At 48.4% G+C, this 16023-nt stretch carries 19 protein-coding genes and 1 riboswitch; all 19 genes read left to right on the top strand.

The window, feature by feature from the left end:
* Nucleotides 1-16: 16 nt before the first annotated feature.
* On the top strand, nucleotides 17-1081 hold the full coding sequence (gene prfA, locus AC58P7_RS20775; RefSeq protein WP_497346202.1) for a peptide chain release factor 1: 1065 nt from the start codon (nucleotides 17-19) through the stop codon (nucleotides 1079-1081).
* Nucleotides 1081-1974 (top strand): peptide chain release factor N(5)-glutamine methyltransferase, encoded by an 894-nt coding sequence (gene prmC / locus AC58P7_RS20770; RefSeq protein ID WP_497346200.1) that lies wholly within the window; start codon nucleotides 1081-1083, stop codon nucleotides 1972-1974. Before prfA ends, prmC begins: the two co-directional genes overlap by 1 nt.
* A 133-nt stretch (nucleotides 1975-2107) precedes the next feature.
* Entirely contained in the window at nucleotides 2108-2905 is a 798-nt protein-coding gene (gene spoIIR / locus AC58P7_RS20765; protein WP_497346198.1) for a stage II sporulation protein R, read from the top strand.
* Between the two features lie 280 nt (nucleotides 2906-3185).
* On the top strand, nucleotides 3186-4265 hold the full coding sequence (locus AC58P7_RS20760; protein ID WP_497346196.1) for an L-threonylcarbamoyladenylate synthase: 1080 nt from the start codon (nucleotides 3186-3188) through the stop codon (nucleotides 4263-4265).
* 64 nt (nucleotides 4266-4329) lie between these two features.
* On the top strand, nucleotides 4330-4890 hold the full coding sequence (locus AC58P7_RS20755; RefSeq protein WP_497346195.1) for a manganese efflux pump MntP: 561 nt from the start codon (nucleotides 4330-4332) through the stop codon (nucleotides 4888-4890).
* 40 nt (nucleotides 4891-4930) lie between these two features.
* Nucleotides 4931-5503 carry a low molecular weight protein arginine phosphatase gene (locus tag AC58P7_RS20750; RefSeq protein WP_497346193.1) on the top strand — a complete coding sequence of 191 codons (573 nt, stop codon included), beginning with the start codon at nucleotides 4931-4933 and terminating at the stop codon, nucleotides 5501-5503.
* Nucleotides 5504-5612: 109 nt separating this feature from the next.
* A riboswitch (ZMP/ZTP riboswitch) is annotated at nucleotides 5613-5693 on the top strand.
* Between the two features lie 104 nt (nucleotides 5694-5797).
* Nucleotides 5798-6256 (top strand): ribose 5-phosphate isomerase B, encoded by a 459-nt coding sequence (gene rpiB / locus AC58P7_RS20745; protein WP_436233390.1) that lies wholly within the window; start codon nucleotides 5798-5800, stop codon nucleotides 6254-6256.
* A gap of 16 nt (nucleotides 6257-6272) precedes the next feature.
* On the top strand, nucleotides 6273-6878 hold the full coding sequence (locus AC58P7_RS20740; RefSeq protein WP_497346191.1) for a TIGR01440 family protein: 606 nt from the start codon (nucleotides 6273-6275) through the stop codon (nucleotides 6876-6878).
* Between the two features lie 36 nt (nucleotides 6879-6914).
* The gene (glyA, locus tag AC58P7_RS20735; RefSeq protein ID WP_497346189.1) at nucleotides 6915-8165 is read left to right on the top strand and encodes a serine hydroxymethyltransferase; all 1251 of its coding nucleotides are present in this window, start codon (nucleotides 6915-6917) and stop codon (nucleotides 8163-8165) included.
* A gap of 387 nt (nucleotides 8166-8552) precedes the next feature.
* Nucleotides 8553-9182, top strand: coding sequence for a uracil phosphoribosyltransferase (gene upp / locus AC58P7_RS20730; protein WP_497346187.1), 630 nt, complete (start codon nucleotides 8553-8555; stop codon nucleotides 9180-9182).
* Between the two features lie 109 nt (nucleotides 9183-9291).
* A complete protein-coding gene (wecB, locus tag AC58P7_RS20725; RefSeq protein WP_497346185.1) occupies nucleotides 9292-10428 on the top strand; it encodes a non-hydrolyzing UDP-N-acetylglucosamine 2-epimerase in 1137 nt (378 codons plus the stop codon).
* 223 nt (nucleotides 10429-10651) lie between these two features.
* Nucleotides 10652-10873, top strand: a complete 222-nt coding sequence (locus AC58P7_RS20720) for an AtpZ/AtpI family protein (RefSeq protein WP_056611689.1) — start codon at nucleotides 10652-10654, stop codon at nucleotides 10871-10873.
* Nucleotides 10873-11253, top strand: a complete 381-nt coding sequence (locus AC58P7_RS20715; RefSeq protein WP_497346183.1) for an ATP synthase subunit I — start codon at nucleotides 10873-10875, stop codon at nucleotides 11251-11253. Before AC58P7_RS20720 ends, AC58P7_RS20715 begins: the two co-directional genes overlap by 1 nt.
* A 46-nt stretch (nucleotides 11254-11299) precedes the next feature.
* The gene (gene atpB, locus AC58P7_RS20710) at nucleotides 11300-11998 is read left to right on the top strand and encodes a F0F1 ATP synthase subunit A (RefSeq protein ID WP_497346181.1); all 699 of its coding nucleotides are present in this window, start codon (nucleotides 11300-11302) and stop codon (nucleotides 11996-11998) included.
* Nucleotides 11999-12076: 78 nt separating this feature from the next.
* Nucleotides 12077-12301: a F0F1 ATP synthase subunit C gene (atpE, locus tag AC58P7_RS20705; RefSeq protein ID WP_028556930.1), complete on the top strand. Its 225-nt coding sequence runs from the start codon at nucleotides 12077-12079 to the stop codon at nucleotides 12299-12301.
* Between the two features lie 78 nt (nucleotides 12302-12379).
* Nucleotides 12380-12865, top strand: coding sequence for a F0F1 ATP synthase subunit B (gene atpF, locus AC58P7_RS20700; RefSeq protein ID WP_090825058.1), 486 nt, complete (start codon nucleotides 12380-12382; stop codon nucleotides 12863-12865).
* Nucleotides 12862-13395 (top strand): F0F1 ATP synthase subunit delta, encoded by a 534-nt coding sequence (locus tag AC58P7_RS20695; protein WP_497346179.1) that lies wholly within the window; start codon nucleotides 12862-12864, stop codon nucleotides 13393-13395. Before atpF ends, AC58P7_RS20695 begins: the two co-directional genes overlap by 4 nt.
* A gap of 32 nt (nucleotides 13396-13427) precedes the next feature.
* The gene (atpA, locus tag AC58P7_RS20690) at nucleotides 13428-14942 is read left to right on the top strand and encodes a F0F1 ATP synthase subunit alpha (RefSeq protein WP_497346177.1); all 1515 of its coding nucleotides are present in this window, start codon (nucleotides 13428-13430) and stop codon (nucleotides 14940-14942) included.
* A gap of 128 nt (nucleotides 14943-15070) precedes the next feature.
* On the top strand, nucleotides 15071-15928 hold the full coding sequence (gene atpG / locus AC58P7_RS20685) for an ATP synthase F1 subunit gamma (RefSeq protein ID WP_497346176.1): 858 nt from the start codon (nucleotides 15071-15073) through the stop codon (nucleotides 15926-15928).
* The last annotated feature ends 95 nt before the right edge of the window (nucleotides 15929-16023 follow it).

The following is a 16023-nucleotide window of genomic DNA, read 5'->3' as shown; positions in this document are numbered from 1 at the left end:
AAAGGAGTGATCCCCTATGTTGGATCGACTTCAGTCCATTGTGGACCGCTATGAAAAACTAAGCGAGTTATTGTGTGACCCGGATGTAACGAGTGATACGAAGAAACTAAGAGAGTATTCCAAAGAGCAATCCGATCTTCAGGAAGCTTACGATGCTTATAATGAATATAAGAGTGTGAGCGAGCAGCTTGCTGATGCGAAAGTGATGCAGAACGAGAAGCTGGATGATGAGATGCGTGAAATGGTCAAAATGGAGATTGAGGAGCTAAGCGAGCAATCCGCTAAACTCGAAGAACATCTCCGCATCCTGATGATGCCGAAAGACCCTAACGATGACAAGAACGTGATCGTGGAAATTCGCGGAGCGGCAGGCGGCGATGAAGCTGCGCTGTTCGCAGGCGATCTCTACCGGATGTATACGCGTTATGCGGATAGTCAAGGATGGAGAACGGAGATTTTGGACGCATCCGTGAATGATTTGGGCGGATTCAAAGAAATTATCTTCATGATTACGGGTAAAGGTGCATATAGCAAGCTCAAGTTTGAGAGCGGAGCGCACCGTGTTCAACGTATTCCAGTAACGGAATCCGGTGGACGGATCCACACCTCCACGTCTACGGTTGTTGTTATGCCGGAAGCAGAAGATGTAGAAATCGTGATCCACGATGCGGATATTCGCGTAGATACATTCTGTTCCAGTGGAGCGGGTGGTCAGTCCGTTAATACAACGAAATCCGCTGTGCGTGTAACACACGTACCAACGGGTATCGTGGCAACTTGTCAGGATGGTAAATCGCAAAACTCCAACAAAGAATCAGCGCTTCGCGTACTTCGTACGCGGATTTCAGATAAATTGCGTGAAGAAGAAGAAGCGAAATATGCAGGCGAGCGTAAAACCAAAGTCGGAACGGGCGACCGTTCAGAGCGTATTCGTACTTATAACTTCCCGCAAAGCCGGATTACCGATCACCGTATCGGCTTGACGTTACACCGTTTAGAAACAGTTCTTAACGGCGATATGGCGGAAATTGTGTCAGCGTTAACGATTGCTGCACAATCCGATGCCTTAGAGGCGATGTAATGACGACGAACCAGATGACTGTAAGAGAAGCCTTTGTGAAGGCTTCTTCTTTTTTAGGGGAGCAAGGCGTGGCGGAGGCTTCGGCTTGCACGGAACTATTGCTGCAGCACCTGCTCGGCGGCTGCACGCGCACAGAGCTCCTGTTCCGCTGGTGGCAGGAACAGATGCCCGAAGAGCTGGTAGCCACGTGGCACCAGCTGATTGCACGGAAGGCCGAGGGTGAGCCGGTGCAGTACATCACCGGCGAGCAGGATTTCTTCGGCCTTTCTTTTGCTGTGAGCCCGGCCGTGCTGATCCCGCGGCCGGAGACCGAGCTGCTCGTGGAGGCGTTGCTCCACGAGGGCTCGCGTCTGTTCCCGCAAGAGGCTCCGCTGCTTGCGGATGTGGGCACCGGGAGCGGCATCATCCCGGTGGCGATCGCGCACGCGCGCCCTGCGTGGCGCGTGGCGGCGAGCGACATCTCCGCGGCAGCGCTGGAGATGGCAAGAGTGAACGCGCAGCGCCACGACGTGGCTGCGCGAATCTCATGGCTCGAGGGCGACCTCCTCGAGCCTTATATCAAGCGCGGGCTCGCGCCGGATATCCTGGTGTCGAACCCACCATATATCCCGGATGGCGACCTGCCGGCGCTAATGCCCGAGGTGCGGCTATTCGAGCCGCACACTGCTCTGTTCGGCGGTGTCCTCGGACTCGACCTGTACCGCCGTATGATCTCGCAGCTGCACCGGCTGCCGCGAATCCCGACCGTGGTCGGGTTCGAGGTGGGCATCGGGCAGGCGGAGGCTGTTGCGGCGATGCTGCGCGTCGTCGCGGACTGGACGGAGATCCGCTTCGTGCAGGATCTCCAGGGGATCGATCGCCATGTGATCGCGATCCGCTCTTCCGAGCAATAGCCGATTGTTTGTCACAGATCGGCTACTTCTCTACCAACTCTATCATTTTACAAAAAATAATAGATTCATAGGTTTAGCCCCGCCTAATCTTGCCCATACTGGCTAGTAGAAGACGGGAAAGGGGCTACTCTCCATGGTTAAGAGAACAGAGCGCCAATCATTTAAGAGCTTATCATTCATTGCTTTTGCACTTATTCTAATGATTATGTGTTGGGAATCCAATCGTACGAACGCGGCGGTTATTTCGCCTACTATACCAGAAGAGTCTATTCGTTTGCGTATTCTAGCAAATTCGGATTCTGCGCAGGACCAAGCACTGAAACGCGAGGTTCGCGATGCGATTATTGCTCGTATGCAAGAGTGGGTCGTAGGACCGCATTCCTTGGACGAGGCAAGAGCCGTCGTGACCGCGCATTTGCCTGAATTTGATGAGCTCGTTGGAGAAATGATTGAGTCCCGTGGCTACAACTATCCGCATACAGTTGAGCTTGGTGTGGTGCCTTTTCCAACCAAAATGTACGGAAATGACGTCTACCCAGCAGGGGATTACGAAGCTTTGCGTGTTGTGATTGGCTCTGGTGAAGGCCAGAATTGGTGGTGTGTGCTGTTTCCACCGTTGTGCTTTGTAGATTCCGTATCCGGCGAAGCGGTTGCTTCGGCTGCAGTCGTGGCCAAAACAACGGATGAGAACGGCAAGGAAAAGAAGCCAACCAAGGAAGCTAAGGTTAAAGCCAGTGAATCGCCGTCTGCCAAAAAGAAAGACGAAGATGCTAGTAAAGATAAACCAGCTTCTACGGAGAAAATTGCAAAGAACGACAAAGATGCTAAAGTTCAAGAACTGGCAGTAGCTTCTGAAGAAGAGCCAGCTCAACCAAAAGTGAAGTTCTTCATCTGGGAAATGTTTAAGGCAATCTTTTCGTGGTTTAGCTAGTGGCTGCGACAAGGCGTCGAAAAGGAACGTAGATGCGCTAATTTGGTGAAAATGGATGTTTATTGCGATAAGGGGAACGAGGGTGCGCTAGTTCTCCGATTTTCATGTATATGGGGCGTTTTTCGGGCAAATAAGATACCAACGTTCCCTTTCCATGTTCTTTTCGCCCGTTTACCCGAAAATAGGGCATCCTCGTTCCCTTTCCTCGTAAATAGCCTTTAGGATAGTCCTATTCTTATCTCTCGGTTAAAAAACAAATTTAATTTCATATAAAGTAAGGATGAGAGTGATCGTGACAACGTACTGGAACGTGGAACAAGGTGAGACAAGCGCCGCAGCGCCGCAGATAGCAGAAGCAGCCCGACTCTTACAGCAGGGGGATACGGTCGCTTTTCCTACGGAAACCGTGTACGGTCTAGGTGCAGATGCGACCAATACAGCAGCGGTTGAGCAGATTTTTGCCGCGAAAGGAAGACCCTCTGATAACCCTCTGATCGTCCATATTGCCGATGAACAGCAGCTCCCAAGTCTTGTCCAAGCCGATTGTCTCACTCTCCATCATCAAGCTCTTATGAACGCTTTCTGGCCTGGGCCTTTAACCATTGTGCTACCTGTCATCGCAGGTAGCCTTTCGCCGTTAGTCACAGCGGGGCTGCAAACGGTAGGTATCCGTATACCTGATCATCCGATTGCCTTACAGCTGCTGCGAGAAGCGGGATTACCTATTGCCGCACCAAGTGCGAATAGCTCTGGTAGACCGAGCCCTACACTTGCATCGCATGTGCGGGATGATTTGGAGGGCAAGATTGGCGGAATCGTGGATGGCGGTGCAACAGGTGTTGGCGTGGAGTCCACGGTCGTTCAGTTTGTAGACGGGGAGTTATATGTGCTGAGACCGGGTGGCGTGACGGCGGAGCAGCTGCAAGCTGTTTTGCCGGATATGCGTATTCATGTATCTGAGCCGACAGAAGTAGAAGCTTCGGATACACCTCGCGCACCGGGAATGAAGTATACGCATTATGCGCCGAAGGGCTTTATGCACATCGTTCAAGGAGATGATGAGCAGGAGGTATCGACTTGGATTCAACGTGATATCGATGCCGCGAAGCTGCGGGGAGAGTCGACGGGTATTCTTACTTTTGAAGAAAGAGTAGGGGAATATCAGGCTGATCTCGTTCTCGCGTGCGGCACCTTATCACAGCCAGAAACGATAGCGCGGGAGCTCTATGCGGCTCTGCGGACTTTTGATCACAAAGGCATTAGCTACATTGTCGCTGAAGGTGTTCCAGATTCAGGCATTGGCCGCGCGATTATGAATCGACTGCTGAAAGCAGCCGGTCATGAATGGATACGTCTCTAATTAGCATGATTCCCAGTTTGTCCGCATATCTTGAGAAAGAATCGTGGACAAGGGGGATCGTGCTATGCTCGCATCTGGGGTACAAGTTGGGCAACTCATGACAATTGGAATAATGGCGATTGCTTTGGGCCTAGATGCTTTTTCGTTAGGAATCGGCATAGGAATGAAGGGCATTCGCTTGGTGGATATTTTGAAAATCAGCATTGTCATCGGACTTTTTCACGTACTCATGCCACTGATGGGGATGTTTATGGGGCAGTATGTCTCCCTACTTCTGGGTAATGTCGCTACGGCTGCAGGGGGATGTTTGCTTATTTTGCTGGGGGCCCATATGGTTTACAGCTCGATACGCGGGGAAGAAGCGACGGCATTCGATCATCGGACGTTATGGGGGCTTATCATATTTGCCCTTAGTGTTAGTATAGATTCCTTCTCTGTAGGCGTTTCTCTGGGGATGTTTGCCACGGACATTGTGCTTACAGTGCTCATTTTTGGTCTGTTTGGCGGGTTGCTTTCGATAGCGGGGTTACTGCTGGGCAGACGAGTTAGCGGTTGGGTGGGGGAATACGGCGAGGCATTCGGCGGACTCATCCTATTAGGGTTTGGGATCAAGTTTTTAGTATGATACAATACGGGTAAAAGCCGTTTATTTCAAGGAGGATTTCATGTTGCGAATTCTATTTGTCTGTACAGGAAATACGTGCCGCAGTCCGTTAGCTGAAGGTTTGCTGCGTATGAGGGTGCATCAAGAGGGGCTTGCGGCGGAGGTTCGTTCGGCAGGAGTATCTGCGATGACGGGTGGTCCGATATCGAGGAACAGCCAATCGCTTCTACATGAAGCGGGTTTTAAGGAATCTATTAGTTCTTTAGCCATTGGCGCGGCGGATGTCGATTGGGCAGATCTGGTCCTGACGATGACGACAGGGCATAAGCGTACAGTGATTGGGCGTTTTCCTCATGCGATCGAGAAGATCTATACGCTCAAAGAGTATGTAGAGGACGATGATCGTATTCTCAAGGCGATTGAAGAGCGGGAGCAGCTTGCGGCAGAGCTTCAGCTCAAACAGGCGCTATCACAGACGGTATCTGTGGAAGAAAGAAGCCGCATGTATACCCTGGAAAACGCGATTCCCGATTACGATATTTCGGATCCCTATGGCGGGTCACTAGCGGATTACCGATATACAGCCGAGGAAATTAGTCGGAGCTTAGATAAATTGGTGAAAAAAATACGTTAAATCCTAAAAGCTGTCCCATGCCCTCGTCTTCTCTTTAAAGGTCCTTAATGGGATAGGTCAATATAGCTTTACACATTGCAGGGAATGCGATAAAATACAAGTAACAAGCAAGACTCAATGTAACTGGCGACGAGTGGGGTTAACCACAATGGAGCATTGAGCTATACGGCCGGTCGCCTGGGCAAAAGAGCAACGCGCGTTTTTTAGCGTGTGCGCTCTTTTTTTCGTTTTTGATGTACTTTGGGATATAATAGGATGGTCGAATTCGAACAAGTCAAAAGGAGCGTTCTATTCATGAAAATTGCTTTAGGTGCTGATCATGCAGGCTATCGTTTGAAAGATGTTATCATTCCTTTTATTGAGTCATTAGGTCATCAAGTGATCGATTTCGGATGCAGCTGCGGCGACTCCGTCGATTATCCAGATTATGCACTTCAGGTTTGCGAAAAAGTGGTTTCGGGAGACGCAGATAAAGGGATTCTTCTTTGTGGAACAGGCATTGGCATGTCCATTGCGGCCAATAAAGTTCCGGGAATCCGCTGTGCACTTGTGCATGACCTCTTCTCAGCGAAAGCGACGCGCGAACATAATGATACGAACGTGCTAGCAATGGGTGAGCGAGTTGTTGGGCCTGGCGTAGCGGAAGAAATCGTCAAAATCTGGTTGGAAACCGAGTTTTCGGAAGGTGTCCGCCATAAGAATCGTATTAACAAAGTGCAGAGCATCGAAGATCGTTTCACGGTACATCCCTAGAGATGAGGGAGCCACAATGACAGATTCTATGTATGAACCTATAGCAGAAGCAATGGAAGCGAATCTGCGTGAGCTGGTTACAGTTGGTGGACTGCGCCCCGGCAACATCTTGGTGATCGGCACGAGCACGAGTGAAATTCTCGGGCATCGGATTGGGACATCGGGCACCCTGGATGCAGCGAAGCCGATTTTTGAGACGGTTGCGCGCATCTGCAGCGAGTTCGGACTGCATGCGGCCTATCAGTGCTGCGAGCATCTGAATCGTGCCATCGCCATTGAAGAAGAGCTGCTAGCGCTAGCACCTCAGCTTGAGCCTGTTTCCGTGATTCCCGTGCCGAAGGCTGGTGGCTCGATGGCCTCCTACGCGTACAGACACTTCGCGAAGCCGGTCGTTGTCGAGACGATTCAGGCGCACGCGGGCATCGATATTGGCTCAACGCTGATTGGGATGCATCTGCGCAGAGTCGCTGTTCCCGTAAGGCCGCCGGTTCGCCATATTGGCCAGGCTTATGTCACGATGGCATTTGCACGGCCGAAGCTGATCGGTGGTACAAGAGCTGTATATTCCGCAGAAATAGCGGATCAACGTTATCAACAAGCTGCACCTGATGCAGATTGCTAATTTAATTTTGACTATCACCCTTAGGAGGAATTCATTATGACAAACTTTTTGAGCAAGCAAGATCCGAAAATCGTAGAAGCCATGAACCTTGAGCTAGGCCGTCAACGCGACAAAATTGAGCTAATCGCTTCCGAGAACATCGTGAGCCAAGCGGTTCTAGAAGCTATGGGTACTGTACTTACGAACAAATACGCGGAAGGCTACCCAGGCAAAAGATACTATGGTGGCTGTGAGTACGTAGACATCGTGGAAGACATCGCTCGTGACCGCGCGAAAGAGCTTTTCGGTGCTGAGCACGCGAACGTTCAACCGCATTCCGGCGCACAAGCGAACATGGCTGTTTACTTGGCTGCTCTAAACCCAGGTGACACGGTTCTTGGTATGAACCTTGCGCATGGTGGTCATTTAACACACGGTAGCCCAGTAAATGCTTCCGGTATTCTTTACAACTTCGTAGCTTACGGTGTAAGCGAAAAAGATTTCCGCATCGACTATGACGATGTTCGTAAAGCAGCTTTCAAACATAAGCCTCGCATGCTCGTAGCTGGTGCAAGTGCGTACCCGCGCACGATTGATTTCGAAGCATTGGCGTCCATCGCTAATGATGTAGGCGCATTGTTCTTCGTCGATATGGCGCATATCGCTGGTCTAGTTGCAGCAGGCTTGCACCCGAACCCAGTGCCGCACGCACATTTCGTAACAACAACAACACACAAAACGCTTCGCGGTCCTCGCGGCGGTATGATTCTTACGAAGAAAGCTTGGGCTGCAGCGATTGATAAAGCGGTATTCCCTGGTTCCCAAGGTGGACCTTTGATGCACACGATCGCAGCTAAAGCTGTTTCCTTTGGTGAAGCTCTTCAACCGGATTTCAAAGTTTACGGTCAAAATGTGATCAACAATGCACAAGCATTGGCAACAGCTCTTACAGCTGAAGGCATTAACCTGGTTTCCGGCGGTACGGACAACCACTTGATGCTGGTTGACTTGCGTAACTTGAATATCTCAGGTAAAGACGCAGAGCACGTGCTTGATGAAATCGGTATTACAGCGAACAAAAATGCAATTCCTTTCGACCCTACTAGCCCGTTCGTTACAAGCGGTATCCGCTTGGGTACACCGGCAGTAACGTCCCGTGGTATGGACGAAGAAGCGATGAAAACAATCGCAAAAGTCATCGCACTCACATTGAAAAACCCGAAAGACGAAGCTACGCTTGAGAAAGCGCGTGGTATGGTGTCCGATCTAACAGCGCAATACCCGCTTTACCCAGGTTTAACTTACTAATTGATACATGTAGGGCCAGCTCTTTGGAGCTGGTCTTTTTTTGTGCAAATTTCCATGCTACTCTTCGCCTTGCCTTGCCCTCTCCCAGGTGTTCCGCTCATTCTCCCACTAGATGTCTATATTTCCTTCTGATTCTACTAGCTTCGCAATAGTTGCGGAACGAGAGGTTGCTATTTGTGACGAAACAGGATTTTCTGAAGAGTTACGGAATGTAGGTCCTCTATTCTTTTCCTTTCCCTCCATAATTACTAGTGTCCTCGTTTTTATGCGATTTTACATCCTTTGCCCAACCATGCATATTGTTGTTTCTATAGCAGATAAGTTGGATAACATATGATATAATGGACAAGGTTTGCCTGACCTACATGCTTATATTAGGAGGAACATATGGGTAAAGTACATATTTGCGATCATCCGCTTATCCAGCATAAGCTTACTTATATTCGGGATGAGAACACGTCAACGAAGGACTTCAGAGCGCTTGTCGATGAAGTTGCTACATTAATGGTGTATGAAATTACAAGAGATCTTCCACTGCAGCAAGTGCAAGTGAAAACCCCGGTTACAACGGCAGATTGCCAAGTCATCTCGGGCAGAATGCTAGGACTCATCCCTATTTTGAGAGCAGGTTTGGGTATGGTTGACGGCGTGTTAAAGCTGATGCCTGCTGCAAAAGTAGGACATGTGGGTCTCTATCGCGATCCGGACACGCTTCAACCTGTTGAGTACTACGTGAAGCTGCCTACCGATGTATTGGAGCGGGATTTACTGGTCATCGACCCTATGCTCGCCACAGGCGGATCTGCGAATGCAGCCATTGAAGTGCTGAAAAGCAGAGGTTGTACGCGAATTAAGCTCATGTGCCTCATTGCCGCACCAGAGGGCGTAGCATCCGTACAAAAAGAACATCCTGACGTCGATATCTTCGTCGCAGCCGTTGATGATCATTTGAATGATCATGGCTACATTGTGCCGGGTCTCGGGGACGCGGGAGATCGTCTGTACGGCACGGATTAATTTTTTTAAAAGTCAATGCTTACGAAGAAAGCTTTGCTGTGCAAAGCTCTAAGTTAATGCTTACGAAGTCAGTTTTCCTCACGGAAAACTTTAAGGGGAGAAGAAACCGATGAAACGTCTAAAAGTGATTACGATCTTCGGAACAAGACCTGAGGCCATCAAAATGGCTCCACTCATTCTCGAATTGGAAAAGCATCCTGAGCACATCGAGTCTCTGGTTTGCGTAACGGCACAGCATCGTCAAATGCTGGACCAAGTGCTTGATATTTTCAAAATCACACCTGACTTTGATCTTAACGTCATGAAAGATCGCCAAACGCTGAATGAGATTACGATGCGCGTTCTGCAGGGCTTGGAACCTGTGTTCCAAGAGGCGAAGCCGGACCTGATCCTTGTGCACGGCGATACACTGACAACGTTCCTTGCTAGTTATGCAGCGTTTATGCAGCAGATCCAAGTGGGCCACGTGGAAGCGGGCCTGCGTACGTGGAACAAATTGTCCCCGTATCCAGAAGAAATGAACCGTCAGTTAACGGGCGTTATCGCTGATCTTCATTTCGCACCAACACAGCAATCTGCAGATAACCTGCGCAAAGAAAATAAATCCGAGTCACAAATTTATGTGACAGGCAACACGGTGACCGATGTATTCAAATACACGGTACAAAAGGCATTCAATCATCCCGTACTGGAATGGGCGGCTGGTCGTAAGCTAATCCTGATGACAGCGCATCGTCGTGAGGCGCAAGGTGAGCCACATCGCCAAATTTTCCGTGCGGTCAAACGTATTGCCGATGAGTTTGAGGATATTGCGATCGTTTATCCGGTTCATCCGAGCCCAGCGGTCAAAGAACCAGCACATGAAATTCTGGGCAATCACCCACGTATCAAGCTGGTTGAGCCGTTCGATGTATTTGAGTTCCATAACTTCTACCCTCATGCGCACATGATTCTAACCGACTCCGGTGGTCTGCAAGAAGAAGCACCGTCCTTCGGTGTCCCAGTACTAGTTCTACGTGATACAACAGAGCGTCCAGAAGGCATCCAAGCAGGAACGTTGGAGCTAGTTGGAACGGATGAAGAAGTGGTCTATACGCGTGCTCGTGCGCTGCTTACAGATCCAGATTTATACAATAAAATGAGCCAAGCAGCGAACCCTTACGGAGACGGAAAAGCGTCAGAACGCATCGTTCAAGCGATTCTCCATCACTTCGGTAGGACCCCTGAACGTCCTGAAGCATTCTAACCGTGACAAAATCATGACAAACGCTACAGCGTACAGTTGGACTGTTCGGTTTGAAAACGCGCAAACCTTAGAGCCGCAAGGCTCTAAGGAGTTTTGTGAGATGTGACAAATGAAGTTCCGTCAATTGACAAACTTAGCATGGCTTCGATACAATGAATGAGGATTCGTAGCAGATTAGCTACGAGACGCGTTTTCCCATGTGGAAAACACCCAGGAGGGTGCAATGAAACGGCCAAATTCCAATGATAATCCTTGGCGGGCAGTAGCGTTAACTAGTGCAATTGGCATAGACCTTGTCGTATGTTTGGCAGCCGGATATTTCTTCGGGGATTGGTTAAGTGGTGCACTAGGTGGACAGATCTGGTTGTTAGTCGGGTTTTTACTTGGGCTTGTAACCGGCATCATGAGCATTTACTTCATGATTAAGCGGTACGGAGGGCTATGATGGACGACTTTTCAGCCACTCTGAAAACGGTTCAAAATGTATTTCTTTTCTTTTTATCCTTTTGTTTGGCTGCATGGGCGCTTCTTGTCGATTACCGCATTTACTTTGCCGGTATTATGCTTGGTTCCATTGCAAGTATGATCAATGCAAGGTTTCTGGCCTGGAAGATTAACAAGCTGGCAGCAGCTGCGATAGAGCAGTCAGGGCGCAAGGTAACCCTTGGCTTTCTGACAAGGGCAGCGATCGCGGGGTTTGTAGGTTTGGTTGCCGTCAGGTATCCCGAACAAGTTGCATTGACCACGACGATTGTTGGATACTTTTTTGCTCAATTGGCAACACTCGTACTGGGTATTCTTTCTATTAAGAAGTCAAAGAAGTAATTCCACGATGTAACTTCCATGGATGAAAGGGGTGAAAATGGAAAATATGGAACATAAGGTACCAGAGTTTGAGTGGTTAGGTATTCATTTCGATGCATCAGCACTGATGATGATCGGGATTACCACAGTTGTCGTGCTGATTCTTGCAATTGCAGGCGCTAGCCGAGCATCCGTAACGAACCCTTCGAAACTTCAAAACTTCATGGAATGGACGATTGAGTTTGTAGAAGGCATTATTGGAAGCACGATCGGTTCCAAGCATGGCAAAGGATTTATCGCACTTGGTCTTACGCTCATCATGTACATCTTTATCGGCAACATGCTCGGCCTTCCTTTCTCAATTGTGACGGAAGATCATGTATCCTGGTGGAAATCACCGACAGCTGATATCGCAGTAACAGCAGCTTTAACCGTTGTCGTTACGGTACTAAGCCACTACTTAGGGATTACGCGCAACACGAAGCATTACTTCGCGCATTACATTGAGTTCAAAGGGATAATGTTGCCCCTTCACTTGATTGAAGTTGTAGCAAAGCCGCTTACACTCGCTTTCCGTCTTTACGGTAATATCTATGCAGGTGAAATTATGATATCTGTCATTGTTGGAGCAGGTTGGTTTGGAATTGCGCCTCTCTTCGTATGGCAGGGCTTCAGTGTGTTCGTTGGTGCAATTCAAGCCTTCGTATTCACGATGTTAACCATGGTTTATATCTCACAAACGTTGATTCACGAAGAAGAGCATTAAGGATTAGACTTACCTCGGGAAGTCTCGAGTCACTTATACAACAACAAAAACTTAAGAGTTTAAGGGAGGATTTTATCAATGGGAGCAATAGCATTAGTAGCAGCAGGTATCGTATTCGGTTTGGGAGCACTAGGTGCAGGTATTGGTAACGGTTTGATCGTAGGTCGCGCTTTGGAAGGTATTTCCCGTCAACCAGAACTTCGTGGTACGCTTCAAACAACCATGTTTATCGGGGTAGGTCTAGTTGAGGCAATGCCGGTCGTTGCATTGGTTCTTGCGTTCATCTTTATGGGAAAAGCTTAAGAAACCGTTTGGCGTTGATGGCCGTAGTCGCCACCACGCCTTCGTTTTGCCCATGTTATCAGAAGGGAGTGACGTTACTTGCATATTGAATGGTCCACATTTTGGATACAACTAATCGCGTTCTTAATTTTATATTTGTTGCTTTCTAAATTTGCGTTCGGTCCTCTGTTCGGCATGATGGAGAAACGCAGACAATTGGTGAAAGACCAAATTCAAACAGCTGAAACTAGCCGCAAGCAGGCTGAGCAACTGTTGGAGGAACAAAAGCAAGCTCTGCAACAAACTCGTAAGGAAGCTTATGACATCATTGAGCAAGCGAAGCACACAGGCTCAAAGCAAGCTGATGATATTATTCATGCAGCTAGTGCAGAAGCAAATCGTCTGAAAGACGAAGCGCTTAAAGATATCGAAAATGAGAAGAACAAAGCGGTTGCCGCTCTTCGCAGCCAAGTTGGCGCGATGTCCGTTCTGATCGCATCTAAAATCATTGAGAAACAAATCGACGAAAAGTCACAAGAAGAACTTGTTGAGCATTACCTCAAAGAGGTAGGAGGCAACGTATGAGTGACATCGTCGTAGCGAAGCGTTATGCCAAAGCTTTATTCGATGTAGCGAAGGAAAAGAATATCATTTCCTTGGTTGAAGAAGAGCTTAAATCTGTAGCTAGTGCGATTAGGGATAATGCAGACTTGCAGAAGTTCCTGAACCATCCGAACATCGGGAATTCCGCGAAAACGGACCTGCTGAAGCAGATTTTCGAAGGCAAAGTTTCCGAACCGGTGTGGAACACGCTGCTTGTCTTGATTGATAAAGGTAGACAGTCGATTCTTTCTGCTTTGGCGAGTGATTATACCAAGGTTGCGAATGAGGCGCTCGGACAAGCGAGTGCGACTGTTTACTCCGCATACGTACTTTCGGATGCACAACAAGCTGAGATTGCTTCACATTTCAGTAAAATAACTGGTAAAACGATCCGTGTTTCGTCTGTGGTTGAGCCTAAGCTGCTCGGCGGCATTCAAGTGCGTATCGGTGATCGTTTATATGATGGAAGCTTGGCAGGCAAACTTGATCGTTTGGCCAAAGCGTTAGTTTAATATAACCACTGTAAGAATAGGGGTGAAGTTCGTTGAGTATCAAACCTGAAGAAATCAGCTCATTGATTAAACAACAGATTGAAAACTATAATTCCGATATCCAAGTAGTTGATGTAGGTACAGTCATTCAAGTAGGTGACGGTATTGCTCGTGCTCACGGCTTGGAAAACGTTATGGCAGGCGAGCTGCTTGAGTTCCCGAGCGGCGTACTAGGCTATGCTTTTAACCTTGAGGAAAGCAACGTAGGTATCGTTATTCTTGGACCTTACAGAGATATTCGTGAAGGCGACCAAGTTAAACGCACAGGCCGTATTATGGAGGTTCCAGTTGGTGAAGAACTTCTAGGTCGTGTAGTTAACTCCTTGGGTCAACCTGTCGATGGCAGAGGTCCAATCAATACAACAGCGTTCCGTCCAGTTGAGAACATGGCTCCTGGCGTAATGGCTCGTAAATCCGTACATGAACCAATGCAAACAGGTATTAAAGCGATTGACGCAATGGTACCAGTTGGCCGTGGTCAACGTGAGTTGATCATTGGTGACCGTCAAACAGGTAAAACGGCGATTGCGATCGACGCAATCATCAACCAAAAAGGCAATGGCGTGAAATGTATCTACGTCGCTATCGGTCAAAAACAATCCACAGTTGTAGGTGTTGTTGAAACCCTTCGTGCTGCTGGCGCGCTTGACTACACGATCGTTGTAACAGCTTCCGCTTCCGAGCCTTCACCGATGCTATGGTTAGCTCCATACTCCGGTTGTGCTATGGCTGAGTACTTCATGTACAAAGGCGAGCACGTTCTGATCGTATACGATGACTTGTCCAAACAAGCTGCCGCATACCGTGAGTTGTCCCTCTTGCTTCGTCGTCCACCAGGTCGTGAAGCTTATCCAGGTGACGTATTCTACTTGCACTCCCGTTTGCTGGAGCGTGCTGCGAAATTGAACGATGAGCTTGGCGGTGGTTCCATTACGGCACTTCCATTCATCGAGACACAAGCAGGCGATATCTCCGCTTACATTCCGACGAACGTAATTTCCATCACTGATGGTCAAATCTTCTTGGAAGCCGATTTGTTCTACTCCGGTCAGCGTCCAGCGGTTAACGTTGGTAACTCTGTATCCCGTGTAGGGGGCTCCGCTCAAACGAAAGCGATGAAAAAAGTTGCGGGTACACTTCGTGTGGACTTGGCACAATATCGTGAGCTTGCAGCGTTTGCCGCATTCGGATCCGATTTGGATAGAGCGACTAAAGCACGTTTGGATCGTGGGGTTCGTACCCTTGAAATTTTGAAACAAGGCGTTCACCAACCGATGTCTTTGGAAAAGCAAGTTGCTTCTCTTTACACGGTTGTAAAAGGTCATGTGGATGATATTCCAGTTCAAGATGTAACGCGTTTCGAAGCACAATTCTTGGCTTTCTTGGAATCCAACCGTCCTGAAGTTCTGCATAGCATTCGTGACACGAAAGATATTACTGCGGATAACGATAAAGCATTGGTTGATGCAATCAATACATTTAAAAAGAGCTTTGCAGTTTCAGAATAATGCATGATGGCAGAGCTTCATGCCCAAAGTGAAGCTCTTGCTACCGTGTGAATCCTGGGCAGGCGGACGCCTGAATTCAGGTCTTCGAATGAAGGCTTTTCTAAGCCTCAAAAGAGAGGTGAGCAGGTATGGCAAAAGGAATGCGCGAGATTAAGCGCCAAATTAAATCCACACAAAGCACGAAGCAAATTACGAAAGCAATGGAAATGGTTGCAGCAGCGAACTTACGTAGAGCGCAGCAATCAGCGGAAGCGGCACGTCCGTACTCCGAGAAGTTGAAGGAAGTGGTTGCAAGCATTGCAGCTGGCACGAAAGGCGTAAAGCACCCGATGCTACAATCACGTGAAGTGAAGAAAACGGCCTATTTGGTCATTACTTCCGACCGTGGTCTGGCTGGTGGTTACAATGCCAATGTGTTGCGTAAAGCAATGACTGAAATTCGTGAAAATCATAAATCAACAGCTGAGTACTCCGTCTTCGTAATTGGACGTAAGGGAAGCAATTACTTCTCGAAACGAAATATTCCGATTGTTGAAGAAGTAACCGGTGTTCCGGATACGCCGAAATTCTCGGATATTAAGCCTGTTGCAACAGCAGCGGTCTCTAATTTCGTTAACGGTACGTATGACCAACTGTTCCTGATTTACAACAAGTTCCAAAACGCGATTACCCAAATTCCAACCATGATTCGTCTGCTTCCAATGGAAGATGTATCCGGCGTGGCTGCAGCTAGCTATGAGTATGAGCCGTCACCGGAAGGCGTTTTGGAAGTACTGCTCCCTAAATATGCTGAGACGCTTATTTACAGTGCTGTATTGGAAGGCAAAGCAAGTGAGTTTGGCGCGAGAATGACAGCGATGAACTCCGCAACGAAGAATGCAACGAAGATGATCAGCAGTTACACATTGGCTTACAATCGTGCACGCCAAGCTTCGATTACGCAAGAAATTTCGGAAATCGTCGCTGGAGCTAACGCGAACGCATAATGTCCACATAAGAATTTACAAGTTTTCGACGAGTCGGAAAAAATAAATTCTTATTGGCGAATAAACCATCCGCTTAACGCGGTCGGACATCTTCG

This window comes from Paenibacillus sp. J22FR5 (assembly GCF_059691975.1).
The sequence above is the reverse complement of the archived record's forward strand: the minus strand, read 5'-3'. Positions and strand labels throughout refer to the sequence as shown.

Bases quoted from the DNA above. Each gene is read 5' to 3' on its own strand.
- prfA (WP_497346202.1), top strand. From the start codon at position 17: ATGTTGGATCGACTTCAGTCCATTGTGGACCGCTATGAAAAACTAAGC.
- prmC (WP_497346200.1), top strand. From the start codon at position 1,081: ATGACGACGAACCAGATGACTGTAAGAGAAGCCTTTGTGAAGGCTTCT.
- spoIIR (WP_497346198.1), top strand. From the start codon at position 2,108: ATGGTTAAGAGAACAGAGCGCCAATCATTTAAGAGCTTATCATTCATT.
- AC58P7_RS20760 (WP_497346196.1), top strand. From the start codon at position 3,186: ATGAGAGTGATCGTGACAACGTACTGGAACGTGGAACAAGGTGAGACA.
- AC58P7_RS20755 (WP_497346195.1), top strand. From the start codon at position 4,330: ATGCTCGCATCTGGGGTACAAGTTGGGCAACTCATGACAATTGGAATA.
- AC58P7_RS20750 (WP_497346193.1), top strand. From the start codon at position 4,931: ATGTTGCGAATTCTATTTGTCTGTACAGGAAATACGTGCCGCAGTCCG.
- rpiB (WP_436233390.1), top strand. From the start codon at position 5,798: ATGAAAATTGCTTTAGGTGCTGATCATGCAGGCTATCGTTTGAAAGAT.
- AC58P7_RS20740 (WP_497346191.1), top strand. From the start codon at position 6,273: ATGACAGATTCTATGTATGAACCTATAGCAGAAGCAATGGAAGCGAAT.
- glyA (WP_497346189.1), top strand. From the start codon at position 6,915: ATGACAAACTTTTTGAGCAAGCAAGATCCGAAAATCGTAGAAGCCATG.
- upp (WP_497346187.1), top strand. From the start codon at position 8,553: ATGGGTAAAGTACATATTTGCGATCATCCGCTTATCCAGCATAAGCTT.
- wecB (WP_497346185.1), top strand. From the start codon at position 9,292: ATGAAACGTCTAAAAGTGATTACGATCTTCGGAACAAGACCTGAGGCC.
- AC58P7_RS20720 (WP_056611689.1), top strand. From the start codon at position 10,652: ATGAAACGGCCAAATTCCAATGATAATCCTTGGCGGGCAGTAGCGTTA.
- AC58P7_RS20715 (WP_497346183.1), top strand. From the start codon at position 10,873: ATGGACGACTTTTCAGCCACTCTGAAAACGGTTCAAAATGTATTTCTT.
- atpB (WP_497346181.1), top strand. From the start codon at position 11,300: ATGGAACATAAGGTACCAGAGTTTGAGTGGTTAGGTATTCATTTCGAT.
- atpE (WP_028556930.1), top strand. From the start codon at position 12,077: ATGGGAGCAATAGCATTAGTAGCAGCAGGTATCGTATTCGGTTTGGGA.
- AC58P7_RS20695 (WP_497346179.1), top strand. From the start codon at position 12,862: ATGAGTGACATCGTCGTAGCGAAGCGTTATGCCAAAGCTTTATTCGAT.
- atpG (WP_497346176.1), top strand. From the start codon at position 15,071: ATGGCAAAAGGAATGCGCGAGATTAAGCGCCAAATTAAATCCACACAA.